The following is a 16,818-nucleotide window of genomic DNA, read 5'->3' as shown; positions in this document are numbered from 1 at the left end:
TATTAACAAGAATTGCGCGTTCGCTATTTAATATACTTGATTAGCATGGCAACTCCCTGCTCTGTGAATGCGAAGGGTGTTGCTGGACTATATTTGGCCGTTTCCGTAAGGTTATCACAATTTGTGATAACCTCTTTCCATTCCTGTTTCGTTAGTTGGAACATAAAATCGTCTGGAAATCTCAACTGATTCCGTTTCACCGCCTGCTTCAATGCTCTCGTTTCAACTTGGTACATTATAGCTAGATCTATATCTAACATTATTTTTTGCGCTCTGATAAGGTAGATTTTTTCTAATACAACCTGATCAGACACTAAAATTTTATGAATTGATGTACTCATATATTGTTATACTACTTGTCACATACCCGTTCTTTATAAAGCTATAACGAATTGTTATACAAGTGGTAACTTATTTCTAAATATTGCGGTGTTTGCTCTTGATAACCAGTTTTTTCATATAACACTTTCGGGTTCTGATCTCAGCATGTCAGGGAATATTTTCTTTGTGACATATTTGATATGACGGGATTATTTTAAATTCCGTTCTTTCAGCAATGCTTCCAGTTCTTCATTTTTCTTGGAACTGTTGAAAAATTTATACGCCAAAAACAAAGGGATCAACGTTAAAAAGCTTAAGCTGTGTTTCACGATACTATAAACGACAATCCCAATCATAAATCCAATCAGCACAGCATTGATTATGGAGTTTGATTTCATCTTCTTCGCTTCGTCTAACAGTTCTTGATCTGTAAATTCTGATAGTTTTTTTTGCATTGTCTGTGATCAGTTGTTGTAGTATATAAAATATTAGCGAGTCTTGTATAAAGCTCAACTCAAATGTACAAATTATCTAATCTCAGTAATAGAGATCAAAATGAAATGATGCAAGAATGCGACTGTGAGTTTTTGTCTGAATTAGAACTGTTGTTTCGGGAAATTAATCAGCATAGGTTACCGGGCTACACTGCGCAAACTTTACCGGAGCATTGAGTTTAAACTGATAATTCTTTACGAAAGCATTTAGTAACTCATCAAACGCAGCTCTTTTTTCATCCGAAATCGGATGTAAATCCCCAGGTTTCTGGATGAAATTATAAAGGAAATAATCAATTTTACCATTGGGCTGAAAGTAAATCCTATTAAAGCATTTTGTTGGATGCTCCCATTTAAAATTATTTTCATGAAGGTATTTTCCCAGGTCCTGAAGCAATGTGGTATATGCCGATATCAGTTTTTTCTGCTCCTCCGGACTTACAAATACAGCTTTTTCAGGATTCGTATCCACGGCACTTTTATAAATACTGTCCAATTTTCCAATCGTTAAACCTTGCTTTTCGGCTTTTTGAAAGGTAATGGCTAAAGGTCGTTTTTGTGCCGATGCAGCCGAAAGACACAACAATAAGAAACACAGAATAACACTTGACTTCATAAAACTAAATTAATAGTTAATGAGGTGAATTCAAAATTCTAAATTGAATTTTATTACTTATCTCAAAACTCCCCGGCAATTTGTTTTGACGGCCGGGGAGCTGTTAAAATTAATGCTGGTCAATCCAGTCGAGGATTTCAGCTACTGTATCTGTGAAAAAAATCCTGTAGGTGTCTTCTGTTCCATAACCTATATGCGGGGTAGCTAGTACGTTGTTTAATGTTCTGAAAGGATGATCAGCAAGCAGGGGTTCCGTATCGTAAACATCTAATGCCGCACCGGCAATTCTTTCTGTTTGCAGTGCTTTGATCAGGTCACCTTCGTTAATCAGCGGTCCCCGTGACGTATTGATGAGGTATGCTGAGGGTTTCATCATGTTAATATCGGTACTTGTAACCATGTCTTTAGACCGCGGGCTAAGGACAACATGTAGCGTTATAAAATCTGATTCGTTGAATAATACTTCTTTAGTAGCTAGTTTTGCACCTGCTTCAGCCGCTTTTTCTTCAGTTAGATTGGGACTCCAGGCTAGGACATGCATACCAAAGGCGTTGGCGTAGTTGGCGATCTTGATCCCAATATTTCCAAGACCAACGATGCCTATCGTCTTTCCAAAAAGATCTGTGCCTACTGTTTGTTGCCAATTACCGCTACGGAGACTCTGATTTTCCTGAGGGATTTTTCTGGCAATCGCCATCAGTAATGCCCAGGTAACTTCTGGGGCACCTGTCCAGTGATAGCCAGTATTCCGTATCTCTACTCCAGCTTCTTTGGCGGCTTCTAAGTCGATAGATGCATTCCGGATTCCTGTAGAAATTACCAGTTTGAGATTTGGCAATCTTTGAAAAATGCTTTTTGTAAGGGGAGTTCTTTCCCGCATGACAGAGATGATGTCAAACGGCCAGAGCCTTTCAATCAAATCTTCCTGATCACTAATATGATCGTTGAAGACTGTAATGTCTGCGTTTTGTGTGATTGCCGACCAATCAGCCATAGCGAGGGCTATATTTTGGTAATCATCTAAGATGGCTATTTTAAGTTTAGAGTCCATTTTCTGCGTTTAGATTTAGCTGTCAAACTATTGCTTACGCTCCTGTTAAACGTGCTATAATACAAAGAACACCGAATTTTAGGAGATAGTTGGCTAACAGCTCCAATTTTATAATCAAATGACATCAAGGACAAGGGCGGCTTTACTCAGTTTAAGGAGATCGTATAAGCCATAATGCCGACATACGAGGGGTCTAAACTTGACAGACACGGCATCCATGCGGCCTTAACGCGCCCAACAGCCGGGTTAATGCCGCGTCAAGGGCGCGTTAACCCCCCGTTTGTGCCCCGTTTGCCTATAATTTGTCGATAACGTTTTATAAGCTTTCTAATACTTTGTCTTATACTGGTTTTACTTGACGTATTTAGCGTGTTATTTTTTTATTTTACTGCTTTTACTTGTCAACTGGGATTAGTTTACAGTAAAAAAGTAGATTACTGAATAGGGTTTACGCTATTTTACCTGAAAGTTTTTTTGTCTTTATCAGCTCGTTGCTGAGTTCGCCGATATATGATCCGGTGTTTTTCCGTAATTTCCTGGATGCCTTCAACGTCATTTTTAGAATGTTATTCTGTCGGATTAAATCTTTTTGAGATATTGAGCAGGGGTAAGTACTTGACCTAAGTTAAAACGTACGCAATTAGAGCCCGTAGAACTACTTTATCAGCCTCAGTTCTCTGTATTTAAATTAATAATTATATATTTGCAGCCGCTGAAAAGATTGCCTTGTTAGGAGATGAGCGCAAAATTCTAAGTAATTTGAATTATTGATTGGGTTATTAAACGATAACACAAAAAAACGGTTTGCAATAACGAAGGCTTTGTATGGCAAACTACTAAATCAACTGAAAAGGCCTTTCTGCCTCCGGGCAAAAAAGGCTTTTAATTTTTAAAGACAACCCGAATGCTGAATTTTGTTCTCTTTGGCCCACCGGGTGCAGGCAAAGGCACCCAATCTGAAAAATTGATCGAGAAATATCAATTGATCCACATCTCTACAGGTGACCTGTTCAGGGCACATATCAAAAATCAAACACCACTAGGGCAAAAAGTAAGTCAGTTTATCGCTGACGGGCAACTGGTTCCTGATGGGATTACGATTGATATGCTGGAAGAGGAAGTAGATAAAAATCCAGATGCTAAGGGTTTTATCTTTGACGGGTTCCCAAGAACAATTCCACAGGCGGAAGTTTTGGATGAGTTCTTAGCGAGTAAAGGAAGCGGCATTGCAGGAGTTATTGCATTTGACGTAGACCAGGAAGAGCTTACAAAAAGGGTAGCTATCCGTCAGAAAGAAAGCGGCAGGGTTGATGACCAGGCAGATAAAATACAGAAACGCATTGATGAGTACTTCAACAAGATTATTCATGTTTTGCCTTACTATGATGCACAAAATAAATTGACGAGAGTAAACGGTATTGGTAATATCGACGAAATCTTCAATACAATCTGCGCAGTTGTAGATAAATACTAATTACACTTAACATGTAAATAGCGGGACGATTTTTTTCTTCCCGCTATTTGTATGTAATACACATTGATCAAAAGGTTATGTCACAAGGTTCCAATTTTGTAGATTACGTTAAAATTTGCTGTCGCTCCGGAAAAGGAGGGCCAGGTTCTGCACACTTGCACCGTGATAAATTAACCTCTACGGGTGGACCCGATGGGGGAGATGGCGGTCGCGGTGGTCACATCATCCTTAAAGGAAACCCACAGTTCTGGACTTTGCTCCACCTGAAGTACCGTAAGCATATTATTGCCGAAGATGGCCTTAGTGGCTCGAGTTCCACCAGCACCGGTAAGTCTGGTAAAGATGAAATTCTCGAAGTTCCCCTGGGTACCATTGCCAAGGATGCTGAAACGGGCGAAGTCTTATTTGAAATCACTGCTGAAGGAGAAACAAAAACATTGACTCCGGGTGGTCGCGGTGGTTTAGGGAACTGGCATTTCAAAACATCTACCCAACAGACGCCACGCTTTGCCCAGCCAGGTGAAGCAGGTATTGAGAAGTGGATTGTATTAGAACTTAAGGTTCTTGCCGATGTTGGCTTAGTAGGTTTTCCAAATGCTGGTAAATCAACATTGCTGTCAGTCGTTTCCGCAGCAAAACCTGAAATTGCCGATTACCCTTTTACTACACTTGTTCCAAATCTTGGTATAGTCGCTTACCGTGGTGGTAAATCTTTTGTGATGGCCGATATCCCGGGGATTATTGAGGGCGCATCTAAAGGTAAAGGTTTAGGATACCGCTTCCTGCGCCATATCGAGCGAAATTCTGTATTATTATTTATGGTGCCTGCTGATACCAGCCGTACCATCTCTGAAGAGTACGCCATCCTGAAATCAGAATTGCAGCAATACAATCCTGAGCTTATGCAGAAGCCACACGTCCTTGCAATTACAAAGTCTGATATGCTGGACGATGAATTAATGGCCGAAATGAAAAAAGAACTTCCTGCTCATTTGCCGTCGATCTTTATTTCTTCAGTTGCTCAGAAGAATCTTGCTGAGCTGAAAGATATGCTCTGGAAAGCGATTGGTGCTTAATTAGTAACTTTTTTTCTCCTGTTTTGATATGCCCCCTTTTCATTTTGGAAAGGTCAGGCAGGGTCATGGGTTTTCTCTAAAAATTTATTTCGGCTTCCAGAGTGCTTTTAAGTGTGTTTTTCTGGTTATTGCTTAAGGTAGGCATTCCTTGTGCTCGGTGCTGGCAAAGAATATCAGAACCATGGAAAATCAATTGATCTTCATTCGTATCGCTACTTTGAGAGATTATAAATATGTTAATGAAATCATAAAAGAAACCGCAGCCTCAGCGTTAGTTAGAGGATCTGGAATTGCGCACCGTACACCTGAATCCATCATTCAGAAGATGAAAGAAGGAAGAGCTGTAGTTGCCGTCACAAGTACTGAACAATGGGTAGGCTTTGCATACTACGAAAGCTGGGATAACGGCCGTTTTATTTCAAACTCCGGATTGATTGTTGCGCCTGAATTCAGAAAGCTTGGGGTAGCAAAGGCGATCAAGGAAAGGATCTTCAGGCTCTGTAGAAGAGCTTATCCGGAGGCAAAGATTTTTAGCATCACCTCTGGTGCCGCTATCATGAAAATGAATAGTGAGCTGGGATTCAAGCCTGTCGTTTATCAAGACATCACTCAGGATGAGCAATTTTGGGAAGGATGCAAACAATGCGTTAATTACGATATCCTGAGCCAGAAAAAGAGATGTAACTGTTTATGTACAGCGATGGTCTTTGATCCGCTGGAAATCGCTAATATTGTTGAAAAATACCAACCATGCAGTCAACCGTACTCATTATCGACGATGAAAAAAAGATCTGTAGCCTTTTAGCACGGATTATAGAGCTCGAGGGCTTTACTGTTTTTCAGGCTGCAACGGGTAAGGAAGGATTAAAAATCCTTGGGTCGCAGGACATCAGTGTGGTAATTTCTGATGTTAAGCTCCCTGATATCAATGGTATCGATTTGGTTAAACAAATCAAAAAGATTAAACCATATGTCGAGATCATTAACCTAACCGCATTTGGAACTATATCTGACGGGGTAATGGCCATTAAAAATGGAGCTTTCGACTATATCACCAAGGGCGATGATAATGATAAAATTATCCCGCTGGTTTATAAAGCTATGGAAAAGGTGACGCTCCAGTTCAGGGTTTTTGAGTTGGAGGGTAAAATCCAGAGGCAGTTCAATTTCGAATCGATACTTGGACACTCAAAGGCTATCCAGGAATCAATTAGTCTGGCGCGCAAAGTTGCCGCGACAGATACTACCGTACTCCTTCTCGGCGAAACGGGAACTGGAAAAGAAGTTTTTGCCCAGGCTATTCATCAGGAAAGTCTGCGTAAACTTAAGCCTTTTGTTGCCCTTAACTGTAGCGGATTTAGTCCGGAGTTATTGGAAAGTGAGCTGTTCGGCTATAAGGCAGGGGCTTTTACAGGTGCTGTACGTGATAAAAAAGGACTTCTTGAAGAAGCAAGCGGTGGTACATTATTTTTGGATGAGATTGGTGAGATGAACCTCGACCTGCAGGCTAAACTACTACGTGTACTCGAAAACCAAACTTTTATTAAGGTAGGTGACACGCACACCAGCCAGGTTAACGTCCGGATTTTAGCCGCCACAAACAGAAGTTTGAAGGAAGAAGCGGATGCAGGTAAGTTTAGACTTGACCTCTATTATAGATTATCGGTTTTCATTATACCGTTGCCGGCTTTGCGTGACAGGAAATCCGATATTGAGCTGCTGGCCATGCATTATCTTAAATTTTTTGGTCAGAAGGTGAACAAGCCCAAGCTGAGTCTGGATGAAAAATTGTTGAAGCTTTTGATCAACCACAACTGGAAGGGAAATATCAGGGAGTTGAAAAATGTGATCGAGCGATTGGTAATTCTATCTGATGGAGATGTGCTGGGTACAAAATATCTTCCCGTTGAGTTTTTTAGCAATGTAACTGAACTGAATTCTTTTGAAATGGCTGCGGTAGAAAAACATCATATCCAAAAAGTACTGAGTCATACCCGGGGAAATAAAACAGAAACAGCGAGACTTTTGAATATTGGACTAACCACTTTGTACCGTAAAATAGAAGAATATCAGATTACGGAAAACCTGTAGTTGTAAAGCCTAGGTTTTTTTAGGTTTAGTCATATCTTCGTCATCAAGGATATTAAAAGCGGTGTATATTGATTTTACCGCATATTTTATCGCAAAATCTGGAAAATGAAAGTATTACTGATCGAAGACGAACCTGATTTAATGTCTGTAGTTGTCCGCGGACTAACCGAGGCAAATATGGATGTAAGTGCTGCCGCGGATGGCATAACCGGACTGGAAATGGCTGTACGCCACCAATTTGACCTCATCATCCTGGATGTAATGCTGCCAGGCATGAATGGGGTACAAGTGTGTAAAGAGATCAGGAAAGTAAACGATAATGTGGCTATATTAATGCTGACTGCATTGTCGAGCACAGAAAATATTGTAACCGGGTTAAATAGTGGTGCTGACGACTATCTGGTAAAACCATTCAAGTTTGCTGAGCTGGAAGCAAGGATCAGGACTTTGGTAAGGCGGAGTCAATCAACCCCGGCACCTAAAAATATGATTACGGTAGGCGATCTGGAAGTAGATGTTATGAGCAGGACTGTAAAAAGAAATGAAAAATCCATTTCACTGACCGCAACGGAATATCGTTTGCTGGAATATTTTGTAAAACACCAGAACATGGTTTTGTCCAGGATTCAGATTTTGGAGAGTGTGTGGGATATCGACTTTAACATGGGAACCAATGTTGTTGACGTGTATGTAAATTACCTGCGCAAAAAGGTAGATAGCGGACATGAACAAAAGCTCATACAAACAGTCTTTGGCCGTGGATATATGTTGAAATTCTAAATCATGAAGCTACAGACAAAAATAACGCTGGTCTTCTTTTCCATTACCACGATTGGTTTGGTATTGATGAATGCGGCCATTTTTTATTTTGTGTCTGAATTCAGTTTTGACGATTTCTTCAAAAGGTTGGAAGCCAGGGTAAATCTGGCTGCAGAAATTAAGATCCATCCCGACGAAAATTCTATTCCTTACCAGGAAGTACGTAACCGTTACCTGGAGAAATTGCCGCAAGAGCGGGAGTATATTGTAAAGCTTGATGAATACAGGCGGTTTGAAAAGCCCCTGCCACTATCCACTTCTTTTTATAAAGCTATTCTTGCCAACAGAAAGGCGCGCTATAGCGCTGGAAATCACTTTTATGCCGGTGGGTTTTTCAATACTGCCCATGGCCAGTATATCGTGATTATTGCTGCAGAAGACCCTTATGGTTTCAAAGAATTGGAAGAACTGAAACGGGTACTACTGGTTATTTTTGTTATCGCAATAATATTGACGTATGTGGCTGGTAAGGTCTTTTCTTTCTATACCGTTAAACCCGTAAGGGCAATCATCAAACGCGTACAGAATATTACCGCAAACAACCTGCACTTACGTTTACCGGAAACAAAAGGTAAGGATGAGATAGCAGAAATGGTACTTACTTTTAATGACATGCTGAACAGGCTGGAGACGGCCTTTGAGACACAAAATAATTTTGTGAGTAACGCTTCACATGAACTGCGGACGCCGCTAACCATTTTGACTAGTGAAACCGAACTGCTTACCGGCATTGACGGACTTCCTGAGCCTGCACAGCAGTCGGCAAAAGCAATACTTTCCCAGGCAGAGAAGCTTGAGCATATTTTAAGCAGCTTACTCGGACTTGCTCAGAGCGGCTTTAATGGAAAAAAGCAAAATTGGGAAGTTATCCGTATTGATGAACTGGTAATGCATGTTGCCAATGCTGTAAAGAAAATCGAGCCAGAGGGGGTGATCGACCTTAATTTTGATGAGTTGCCAGACGATGAGAGTCAGCTGCTTACTTCAGGAAATGTAAACCTCCTGCAACTGGCATTAAGCAATATCGTACTGAATGCCTGTAAATATTCTAACAACAGCCCTGTGGAGATCAAAGTCTTTGTAGAGAATGGTCGGATTGTGATCGCGGTGTCCGACAAAGGGATCGGGATTCCTGACGACGAGCAGCAACATATCTTTGAGCCATTTTTCCGCGCTTCCAATACCAGTGATTTTGAAGGACATGGTATCGGCTTGCCGCTCACATTAAATATTATCAGGTTACATAAAGGCACTATTGGCATCCGCTCAGAACAGGGAATTGGTACAGAGATCCAGATTCTGCTTCCTATACATTCTAATTAGATTCTAATCCCTGTCTTATTCCCTTTTAATAAGTCTGAGGTACTATTGCATAAGTAAAAACAAGTTTAACCTTTTAAACATTGCCTTATGCGAAACATCCTCGTTCCAACAGACTTCAACGTATCCTCTTTTGATTGTTTTCCTAACATCTGCAAACAGCTGGATCTGGAAGAGATCAGCTTTGTATTTGTTCATGTGTTTAAATTATCAGACTCGATTACGGATCTGCTGATGTTATCCAGGCGGAGCCGCGACTTCGAGCAGATCAGTGACGATTTCTTCGCTGGTGCTACAGCAATCAAAAAAGCGTATCCACAGATTAAATCAATTAAAATAGAATTCTTGTATGGCGCTACCTTGAACATGTTCAGGGATTTCCTGGAAGTACATGACATAGACACCGTGCTTGAGCCAGCCTGCTGCTTTTTGGGCAAAATCCATAAAGCAAGTATCGATCCCCTGGTATTGATCCAAAAATCGGGTCTACCGGTGCTGACACTCCGTAAAGATGTCAAACTTCAAAAATCAGCAGTACCCGCTACTGTTGAACAAGAATTGATGGAAGCCTAATTAAAACATCTGACCTATGCTATTGAAAGAAAATATTCCAATTAGTTACATCTTCGGAAAGATCTGGAGAGAGACTACGTTTGTTACAATTTATGCTGTATTGATTGCAGTGTTGTATAACAGCTATCATTTCACGAGAATCTCGATCCCCATTGCCGTGCCAACCATCCTGGGTACTGTAATTTCCCTGCTTTTGGCTTTTAAATCAAATCAGGCATACGACCGCTGGTGGGAAGCACGGACCATCTGGGGAGCGATTGTAAACGATTCCAGAACGCTGACGCGTCAACTGCTGACCTTTGTGGACAACCGCTATGATACCGTAGAGGAGCGTGCTTTTTGCGAGCGTATGGCCAAAAGACAAATGGCCTGGTGTTATGCACTTAGTCGTCACTTACGTGGACAAGATGCTTTATACGGATTACAGCGATTGGTTTCTAAAGAAGATATGGAAGTAATTAAAAATTATCACAATGTTCCATTGGCGCTATTAGAATTGCAGGGTATGGATGTACGGAATGCCTTTAAACTGGATTGGATCAATTCTTTTCAACAGGTAGAACTAGACAATACCTTAACGCGTTTTTCCAATGAAATGGGTGGCTGTGAGCGGATCAAGAATACCATCTTCCCGGCAACGTACAGTGTATACATCCACTTTTCTGTGATGCTGTTTATCTTACTGCTGCCTTTTGGACTGATCGAATTCTTTGGAATTGTTGAAATTCCATTGGTGATTGCGATTGCCAGTTCATTCTTTTTAATAGAAAAGATGGCCATTCATCTGCAAGATCCATTCGAGAATAAGCCTACAGATACACCAACTAGTACCATCTCCAGAAATATTGAGAGAGACCTGAGCCAGATGTTAAAAAACAACTTTAATCAAGATGAAAAACTACCTGCTGGCGGACCAATAAAATCAAAGTTGTTCTACATTCTTTAATACCCTATCTAACCAGATATTCATTTTCAAAATGATAAAACCCTTCCATAATGGAAGGGTTTTTTTGGTTTATAATCCCTTGCTATTTTAGTTATCTTCTTTTATCTGTTCATAATCAGCGTCTTGCTGATTTTTTGCTTTTGGTGGTATGGCGATTGGCATTAGCCATTGAAAATAAAGCAATATGATCACACTAATTCTCCTTCTCACCCTCCTTATTCTGAGCTGGGTTATTTACAAATCAATCGAGTGGTTCGAAAAAATCTAAACCTTATGATGATCCTCCTAGTGATCGCCGTTGCGGTATTCCTGTATATGGTTTACGTACTGATCAAACCCGAAAAATTTTAAAAGCATTACGCATTTATTAATCAAACAACAATGAACACAGAATTATTAGGAACAGTAGCCACCTACCTGCTTACGCTGGTAATTGCTATACCCCTGGGCATCTACCTCGCAAAAGTATTTGCCGGAGAAAAAGTCTGGACAGACTTCCTCAAACCTATTGAGAACGGAATATATAAGCTGTCCGGAATCAATATCAAAGAACAAATGAACTGGAAACAGCACATGAAAGCGCTGATGACCGTCAACCTGGTTTGGTTGGTATACGGTTTCTTTATGTTACTTTTTCAAGATAAGCTCCCCTTAAATCCAGATGCAAATCCTGCGATGACGCCGGATCTCGCTTTTAATACGGTCATCAGTTTTGTGGCCAACTGTAACCTGCAGCATTACTCTGGTGAAAGCGGCGCGAGCTACTTCATCCAACATTTTGTCTTTATGTTTCTGCAGTTTGTTAGTGCAGCAACAGGCATTGCAGCCGCTGTTGTGTTTTTCAAAGCCTTTCGAGATAAAACAACCAACGCTCTGGGTAACTTCTGGGAATTCTTTGTGAAAGCAATTACCAGGTTGCTTTTGCCGTTATCGCTTGTTGTTGCATTAATTCTAGCTTTTAATGGTACCCCTTCCAGTTATGCAGGTAAAGATCAGTTTATCTCCCTTCAGGGTGATACCGTAAATGTTTCCCGTGGACCGGCTGCAGCATTTGTTGCAATTAAACACCTGGGAACAAATGGTGGAGGATGGTTCGGAGCCAACTCAGCCCATCCTTTAGAGAATCCGTCGTACCTAACCAATACTGTAGAGCTGATCGCACAGGTAATTATACCTATTGCGATGGTTATCGCTTTTGGCTATTTCATCAGACGTAAAAAATTAGCCTGGACAATCTTTGGCGTAATGACAATCGGGATGCTGATGTTGCTCATTCCAATGATGAGTAGTGAGCTCGGTGGTAATCCGGCAATAGCCAAAATGGGTGTTTCACAGCTTACCGGTGCCATGGAAGGCAAGGAAGTGAGGTTTGGACCCGCGATTTCAGCTTACTGGAGTACAGTCACCACCATCATATCTACTGGTTCGGTAAACAGCATGCACGATAGCACAATGCCGATGAGCGGTACCTGGCAATTGCTGGGCATGATGATCAACTCCTTTTACGGAGGTTGTGGTGTGGGACTGCTCAACTATTTTATTTATCTGATTATAGCAGTATTTATTTCCGGATTGATGGTAGGACGTACCCCTGAATTTCTGGGCCATAAAGTTGAAGCGCGCGAAATTAAGATTGCAGCACTGATAACTTTACTAAGTCCGTTTATGATTCTTGCGGGAACAGCTATTGCAGCGTATGTATTTACAACACATGGCGATGCTGCCTGGGCAGTGCAGCCTAAAGCCTGGTTAAATAATCCTGGATTCCATGGGTTTTCCGAAATGTTATATGAGATCACTTCATCAAATGCAAACAATGGTTCTGGTTTCGAAGGCTTAGGTGATAACAATATGTTCTGGAATGTAACTACGGGCATTATTATTCTATTGGGACGTTTTCTTCCAATTATCGGCCCAGTAGCTATTGCCGGTTTACTTGCCACTAAAAAATTCATTCCTGAATCTGCAGGAACCTTAAAAACGGATACAAAAACCTTTGCTATCATGACTATGGCGGTAATTCTGGTATTGAACGCTCTGTCTTACTTCCCGGCGCTCGCTTTAGGTCCATTAGCAGAATATTTTACGCTTTTTAATTAATACGATAATGAACAAATCAAATAGATTATTTGAACCCGCTTTAGTGCAAACTGCGCTAAAACAATCTTTCATCAAATTAGATCCAAGGGTGATGGTCCGCAATCCGGTCATGTTTACCGTAGAGGTTGGAACGCTAATTATGGCGTATGTAACCATTTATTCGCTCAACCATACCGGTCAGGGATCTGCCATTTATAACTTCTTTATTTTTCTGGTGCTGCTGCTTACGGTGCTGTTCGCCAATTTTGCTGAAGCTATTGCCGAAGCAAGGGGTAAAGCTCAGGCTGATAGCTTGAGAAAAACAAGAGAGGAAACTCCGGCGAAATTTATCTTAGCAAACGGAAGTATCGAAATGCGTTCTTCTAGTCAGTTGAAAAAAGGCGACGTATTTTTCTGCGAAACAGGAGACACCATTCCTACTGACGGTGAGATTATCGAAGGTATCGCTACCATTGATGAATCAGCGATTACTGGGGAATCTGCTCCAGTGATCCGTGAATCCGGTGGTGATAAGTCGTCCGTAACCGGTGGTACTAAAGTGCTGTCTGACCAGATCAAAGTGCGCGTAAGCACCGAGCCAGGCGAAAGTTTCCTGGATAAGATGATTGCTTTGGTAGAAGGAGCATCGCGCCAAAAAACACCTAACGAGATCGCCTTAACGATCTTGCTAGCCAGTTTCACCATTGTCTTCATCATTGTCTGCGTAACCTTGAAACCCTTTGCAGACTATGCCAATACGCCGATTACCATTGCAGCACTAATTTCTTTATTTGTCTGCCTGATCCCAACTACGATAGGTGGTTTATTATCTGCTATTGGTATTGCAGGAATGGATCGCGCTTTAAGAGCCAACGTGATCACTAAATCAGGTAAAGCTGTGGAGACTGCAGGTGATATCGACGTCTTATTACTGGATAAAACCGGGACCATCACTATTGGTAACCGTAAGGCGACAAACTTCTCTGCTACTTCCGGTGCTGATAAAAATCAATTTCTGGAAGCTTGCGTGCTGAGCTCTCTTGCTGATGAAACGCCAGAAGGTAAGTCGATTATAGAGCTGGCAAAAAGTATGGACGATAAACAAATGAGTGTGGCACCACAAGGATCTGCCTTCATTAAGTTCACTGCCGAAACCCGATCAAGTGGATTGGATACGCTCGACGGCAGAAGAATCCGAAAAGGTGCTTTCGATTCCATTAAAAACATTGTTCAAAAAGCAGGAAATGTTTTTCCGGCGGACATTGAAGAAATGGTAAAACGTATTGCTTCTAACGGTGGAACACCATTGGTGGTTTCGGAAAATGAAAAAGCTTTGGGCGTTATTGAGTTACAGGATATCATCAAACCAGGGATCAGCGAACGTTTTGAGCGTCTACGCAAAATGGGTGTTAAAACAGTGATGGTTACGGGTGATAATCCATTAACCGCCAGATATATCGCTGAAAAAGCTGGTGTGGATGATTTTATTGCTGAGGCCAAGCCTGAAGATAAAATGAATTACATCAAAGACGAGCAAGCGTTAGGAAAACTGGTAGCGATGATGGGCGACGGTACCAATGATGCGCCGGCACTTGCACAGGCGGATGTTGGTGTAGCGATGAACAGTGGAACTCAGGCTGCGAAAGAAGCGGGTAACATGGTGGATCTGGATAATGATCCAACCAAACTGATTGAAATTGTTGAGATCGGTAAGCAGTTGCTGATTACCAGGGGAACGCTGACAACCTTTTCAATTGCCAACGATGTTGCTAAATATTTCGCCATTGTACCTGCATTATTTATTGCCTCGATACCTGCGTTGCAAAGCCTGAACATTATGGGACTGCATAGTCCGGAGAGCGCAATCATGTCGGCAGTAATCTTCAACGCGATCATCATCCCGATCCTGATCCCGCTTGCGTTGAAAGGTGTTGCCTACAAACCAATTGGTGCAACGGCTCTGCTACGCAGAAACCTGTTTATTTACGGTATAGGTGGTGTTGTTGCTCCCTTTATCGGCATCAAACTCATTGACATGGCAGTAGGGCTGCTGGTTTAATCTTTTTAATACATAGAAATCATGAAAAAATACCTCATACAATCTATCCGCCTCACTGTAGTGCTCATTATCCTGTTATGTGTTGCTTACCCATTATTTGTTGCCTTTGCAGGTGGGTTTGCTAAAGGAAAGGGAGGTGGCGAGAAAGTGCTGCGCAATGGTAAAGTAGTTGGCTATGCCTTATTGGGACAGTCGTTTACCAAGCCTCAATATTTCTGGGGACGTCCATCAGCTGTAAACTATAATGCTGCCGGTTCCGCAGGATCAAACAAAGGACCTTCCAATGCTGAGTACCTGGCTGTTGTTCAGGGCAGAGTTGATACTTTGCTGAAATACAACCCATCTTTGAAAAAAACAGATATCCCTGCTGATATGGTTACAGCCTCGGGAAGCGGACTTGATCCGGATATTTCTGTGGACGGAGCAATTATACAAATCAAACGTGTGGCTGCTTACCGTAAACTTGATGAAAGGACTGTCGCCAAACTGATAGTTGAAAACACCCAACACCCATTTTTAGGCATGTTTGGCCCTTCAAAAGTCAATGTATTGGCGCTTAACGTTGCGCTTGATGACCTTAAAAAATAATAAATAACCAATCCCCGGTCGGCCGTCCGACTAAAGCGTTTGCCTGATGGCCGAACCGGGTTCCCTATCAACAAGAAATGAAAAAACTGATTTTATTTGGAGCAGCATGCGTGCTCTCCCTGAATGCGATTGCCCAGGAACAAGCTAAATTTAAAGTAACCGGATACCTGGAAACCTATTATGGGTATGACTTTAATAAGCCTGCGGATAACAATAGACCTGGATTTATCTACTCGCATAACCGACACAACGAAGTAAACCTTAATCTGGGATTCATCAAAGGTAGTTATGATGATGGCATGTTAAGAGCCAATGTAGCGCTGATGGCTGGTACCTATGCCAATGCAAACCTTGCTGCCGAACCTGGCGTGCTTAAGAATATCTATGAGGCTAATGCCGGGATAAAACTATCCAAATCTCATAATCTTTGGGTTGATGCGGGTATTTTTTCTTCGCACATCGGCTTTGAAAGTGCAGTTTCTAAAGACTGCTGGGTTTTGACAAGAGGGATCTCATCAGAGAATACACCTTATTATGAGTCGGGTGCAAAAATCACCTATGGAACAGGCGACGGCAAGTTTATCGCCACAGCTTTATATTTGAACGGATGGCAAAGAATTACCCGTCAAAATGCAAATTCCAAAGCTGCGGGTGGTTTGCAGCTAACCTGGAAACCAACAGATAAGGTGACCTTAAATTATAGCAACTACCTGGGTAAGGAAGGAGCTGATAGTGTTGGTGTTACCAGATTTTACAACAATTTTTATGGAATTTTCCAGTTGAGCAGCACCTTTGGGGTAACACTTGGATTTGATTACGGCATGCAGCAGGAAGCCAAAGGAAGCGATACCTACGTTCATGTGATATCTCCAGTGGCCATTGCGCAGTATAAATTGGCACCTAAATGGGCAGCTGCAGCACGCGTAGAATATTATGAAGATCAAAAAGGGATGTTGATTGCAACGGGTACACCTAATGGCTTCAAAACAACCGGTTATTCGCTCAATCTGGATTATGCTCCAGTTTCTAATGCGGTAGTGCGACTGGAAGGTAAGGTTTATGATAGCAAAGACCAGATCTTTACACGAAATGCCGCTCCGGTAAATAACAATGCAACACTTACAGCAAGTCTGGCGATTTCTTTTTAAATCAATAAGGCCATGGTAAAGAGACACAGACCTCAAAAAGGGAAACCGAAACTTGCTGCATATGTTAAACTCAGCCTGATTTTACTTTCATTGGTTGGCGTTGTCTTTATCCTCGCTGAACTGGTAAACAAAGGCAGTCTGGTGATTAAATGGTAAATTTAAA

The 16,818-nt window shown here is 41.6% G+C and carries 18 protein-coding genes; 14 read left to right on the top strand and 4 right to left on the bottom strand.

Annotation, left to right across the window (positions count from 1 at the left end):
• Nucleotides 1–23: 23 nt before the first annotated feature.
• The 4 genes from CLV32_RS23325 to CLV32_RS10570 all read right to left on the bottom strand — a co-directional run bounded on the left by CLV32_RS23325 (nt 24) and on the right by CLV32_RS10570 (nt 2,482).
• Nucleotides 24–236, bottom strand: coding sequence for an ORF6N domain-containing protein (locus CLV32_RS23325; protein WP_243732282.1), 213 nt, complete (start codon nt 234–236; stop codon nt 24–26).
• A 294-nt stretch (nt 237–530) separates the two neighbouring features.
• Entirely contained in the window at nt 531–776 is a 246-nt protein-coding gene (locus tag CLV32_RS10580) for an FUSC family protein (protein ID WP_133555187.1), read from the bottom strand.
• A gap of 163 nt (nt 777–939) precedes the next feature.
• A complete protein-coding gene (locus CLV32_RS10575) occupies nt 940–1,431 on the bottom strand; it encodes a hypothetical protein (RefSeq protein WP_133555184.1) in 492 nt (163 codons plus the stop codon).
• Nucleotides 1,432–1,540: 109 nt separating this feature from the next.
• Nucleotides 1,541–2,482 carry a D-2-hydroxyacid dehydrogenase family protein gene (locus CLV32_RS10570; protein ID WP_133555182.1) on the bottom strand — a complete coding sequence of 314 codons (942 nt, stop codon included), beginning with the start codon at nt 2,480–2,482 and terminating at the stop codon, nt 1,541–1,543.
• 904 nt (nt 2,483–3,386) lie between these two features.
• Between CLV32_RS10570 and CLV32_RS10565 the strand changes: the two genes are divergently transcribed.
• From CLV32_RS10565 to CLV32_RS23090, 14 genes are all read left to right on the top strand, one after another.
• Nucleotides 3,387–3,956: an adenylate kinase gene (locus tag CLV32_RS10565; RefSeq protein ID WP_133555180.1), complete on the top strand. Its 570-nt coding sequence runs from the start codon at nt 3,387–3,389 to the stop codon at nt 3,954–3,956.
• 77 nt (nt 3,957–4,033) lie between these two features.
• Entirely contained in the window at nt 4,034–5,032 is a 999-nt protein-coding gene (gene obgE / locus CLV32_RS10560) for a GTPase ObgE (RefSeq protein ID WP_133555178.1), read from the top strand.
• Nucleotides 5,033–5,213: 181 nt separating this feature from the next.
• Nucleotides 5,214–5,837 (top strand): GNAT family N-acetyltransferase, encoded by a 624-nt coding sequence (locus CLV32_RS10555; protein WP_133555176.1) that lies wholly within the window; start codon nt 5,214–5,216, stop codon nt 5,835–5,837.
• Entirely contained in the window at nt 5,783–7,123 is a 1,341-nt protein-coding gene (locus tag CLV32_RS10550; RefSeq protein WP_133555174.1) for a sigma-54-dependent transcriptional regulator, read from the top strand. Before CLV32_RS10555 ends, CLV32_RS10550 begins: the two co-directional genes overlap by 55 nt.
• A gap of 105 nt (nt 7,124–7,228) precedes the next feature.
• Entirely contained in the window at nt 7,229–7,903 is a 675-nt protein-coding gene (locus CLV32_RS10545) for a response regulator transcription factor (protein WP_133555172.1), read from the top strand.
• A 3-nt stretch (nt 7,904–7,906) separates the two neighbouring features.
• Complete coding sequence (locus CLV32_RS10540; protein ID WP_133555170.1) at nt 7,907–9,265, top strand: sensor histidine kinase; 1,359 nt, start codon at nt 7,907–7,909, stop codon at nt 9,263–9,265.
• Nucleotides 9,266–9,352: 87 nt separating this feature from the next.
• Nucleotides 9,353–9,835 (top strand): hypothetical protein, encoded by a 483-nt coding sequence (locus tag CLV32_RS10535; protein ID WP_133555168.1) that lies wholly within the window; start codon nt 9,353–9,355, stop codon nt 9,833–9,835.
• Nucleotides 9,836–9,851: 16 nt separating this feature from the next.
• A complete protein-coding gene (locus CLV32_RS10530) occupies nt 9,852–10,781 on the top strand; it encodes a bestrophin family protein (RefSeq protein WP_133555166.1) in 930 nt (309 codons plus the stop codon).
• 273 nt (nt 10,782–11,054) lie between these two features.
• On the top strand, nt 11,055–11,132 hold the full coding sequence (kdpF, locus tag CLV32_RS23470) for a K(+)-transporting ATPase subunit F (RefSeq protein WP_133555593.1): 78 nt from the start codon (nt 11,055–11,057) through the stop codon (nt 11,130–11,132).
• Nucleotides 11,133–11,162: 30 nt separating this feature from the next.
• Nucleotides 11,163–12,881 (top strand): potassium-transporting ATPase subunit KdpA, encoded by a 1,719-nt coding sequence (kdpA, locus tag CLV32_RS10520; protein ID WP_133555164.1) that lies wholly within the window; start codon nt 11,163–11,165, stop codon nt 12,879–12,881.
• Between the two features lie 7 nt (nt 12,882–12,888).
• Nucleotides 12,889–14,919: a potassium-transporting ATPase subunit KdpB gene (kdpB, locus tag CLV32_RS10515; protein ID WP_133555162.1), complete on the top strand. Its 2,031-nt coding sequence runs from the start codon at nt 12,889–12,891 to the stop codon at nt 14,917–14,919.
• A 21-nt stretch (nt 14,920–14,940) separates the two neighbouring features.
• Complete coding sequence (locus tag CLV32_RS10510) at nt 14,941–15,507, top strand: K(+)-transporting ATPase subunit C (RefSeq protein WP_133555160.1); 567 nt, start codon at nt 14,941–14,943, stop codon at nt 15,505–15,507.
• Between the two features lie 77 nt (nt 15,508–15,584).
• Nucleotides 15,585–16,655: a porin gene (locus CLV32_RS10505; RefSeq protein ID WP_133555158.1), complete on the top strand. Its 1,071-nt coding sequence runs from the start codon at nt 15,585–15,587 to the stop codon at nt 16,653–16,655.
• A gap of 12 nt (nt 16,656–16,667) precedes the next feature.
• A complete protein-coding gene (locus CLV32_RS23090; protein ID WP_166641929.1) occupies nt 16,668–16,811 on the top strand; it encodes a hypothetical protein in 144 nt (47 codons plus the stop codon).
• Nucleotides 16,812–16,818: the final 7 nt, after the last annotated feature.

The sequence above is a fragment of the Pedobacter duraquae genome (assembly GCF_004362245.1).
Classification (GTDB): Bacteria; Bacteroidota; Bacteroidia; order Sphingobacteriales; family Sphingobacteriaceae; genus Pedobacter; species Pedobacter duraquae.
The sequence above is the reverse complement of the archived record's forward strand: the minus strand, read 5'-3'. Positions and strand labels throughout refer to the sequence as shown.

What these genes read in the sequence shown, in the direction of transcription:
- CLV32_RS10575 (WP_133555184.1), bottom strand. Translation starts at nt 1,431, where the DNA reads ATGAAGTCAAGTGTTATTCTGTGTTTCTTATTGTTGTGTCTTTCGGCT.
- CLV32_RS10535 (WP_133555168.1), top strand. Translation starts at nt 9,353, where the DNA reads ATGCGAAACATCCTCGTTCCAACAGACTTCAACGTATCCTCTTTTGAT.
- CLV32_RS10550 (WP_133555174.1), top strand. Translation starts at nt 5,783, where the DNA reads ATGCAGTCAACCGTACTCATTATCGACGATGAAAAAAAGATCTGTAGC.
- kdpA (WP_133555164.1), top strand. Translation starts at nt 11,163, where the DNA reads ATGAACACAGAATTATTAGGAACAGTAGCCACCTACCTGCTTACGCTG.
- CLV32_RS23325 (WP_243732282.1), bottom strand. Translation starts at nt 236, where the DNA reads ATGTACCAAGTTGAAACGAGAGCATTGAAGCAGGCGGTGAAACGGAAT.
- kdpB (WP_133555162.1), top strand. Translation starts at nt 12,889, where the DNA reads ATGAACAAATCAAATAGATTATTTGAACCCGCTTTAGTGCAAACTGCG.
- kdpF (WP_133555593.1), top strand. Translation starts at nt 11,055, where the DNA reads ATGATGATCCTCCTAGTGATCGCCGTTGCGGTATTCCTGTATATGGTT.
- CLV32_RS10530 (WP_133555166.1), top strand. Translation starts at nt 9,852, where the DNA reads ATGCTATTGAAAGAAAATATTCCAATTAGTTACATCTTCGGAAAGATC.
- obgE (WP_133555178.1), top strand. Translation starts at nt 4,034, where the DNA reads ATGTCACAAGGTTCCAATTTTGTAGATTACGTTAAAATTTGCTGTCGC.
- CLV32_RS10540 (WP_133555170.1), top strand. Translation starts at nt 7,907, where the DNA reads ATGAAGCTACAGACAAAAATAACGCTGGTCTTCTTTTCCATTACCACG.
- CLV32_RS23090 (WP_166641929.1), top strand. Translation starts at nt 16,668, where the DNA reads ATGGTAAAGAGACACAGACCTCAAAAAGGGAAACCGAAACTTGCTGCA.
- CLV32_RS10570 (WP_133555182.1), bottom strand. Translation starts at nt 2,482, where the DNA reads ATGGACTCTAAACTTAAAATAGCCATCTTAGATGATTACCAAAATATA.
- CLV32_RS10555 (WP_133555176.1), top strand. Translation starts at nt 5,214, where the DNA reads ATGGAAAATCAATTGATCTTCATTCGTATCGCTACTTTGAGAGATTAT.
- CLV32_RS10510 (WP_133555160.1), top strand. Translation starts at nt 14,941, where the DNA reads ATGAAAAAATACCTCATACAATCTATCCGCCTCACTGTAGTGCTCATT.
- CLV32_RS10545 (WP_133555172.1), top strand. Translation starts at nt 7,229, where the DNA reads ATGAAAGTATTACTGATCGAAGACGAACCTGATTTAATGTCTGTAGTT.
- CLV32_RS10565 (WP_133555180.1), top strand. Translation starts at nt 3,387, where the DNA reads ATGCTGAATTTTGTTCTCTTTGGCCCACCGGGTGCAGGCAAAGGCACC.
- CLV32_RS10580 (WP_133555187.1), bottom strand. Translation starts at nt 776, where the DNA reads ATGCAAAAAAAACTATCAGAATTTACAGATCAAGAACTGTTAGACGAA.
- CLV32_RS10505 (WP_133555158.1), top strand. Translation starts at nt 15,585, where the DNA reads ATGAAAAAACTGATTTTATTTGGAGCAGCATGCGTGCTCTCCCTGAAT.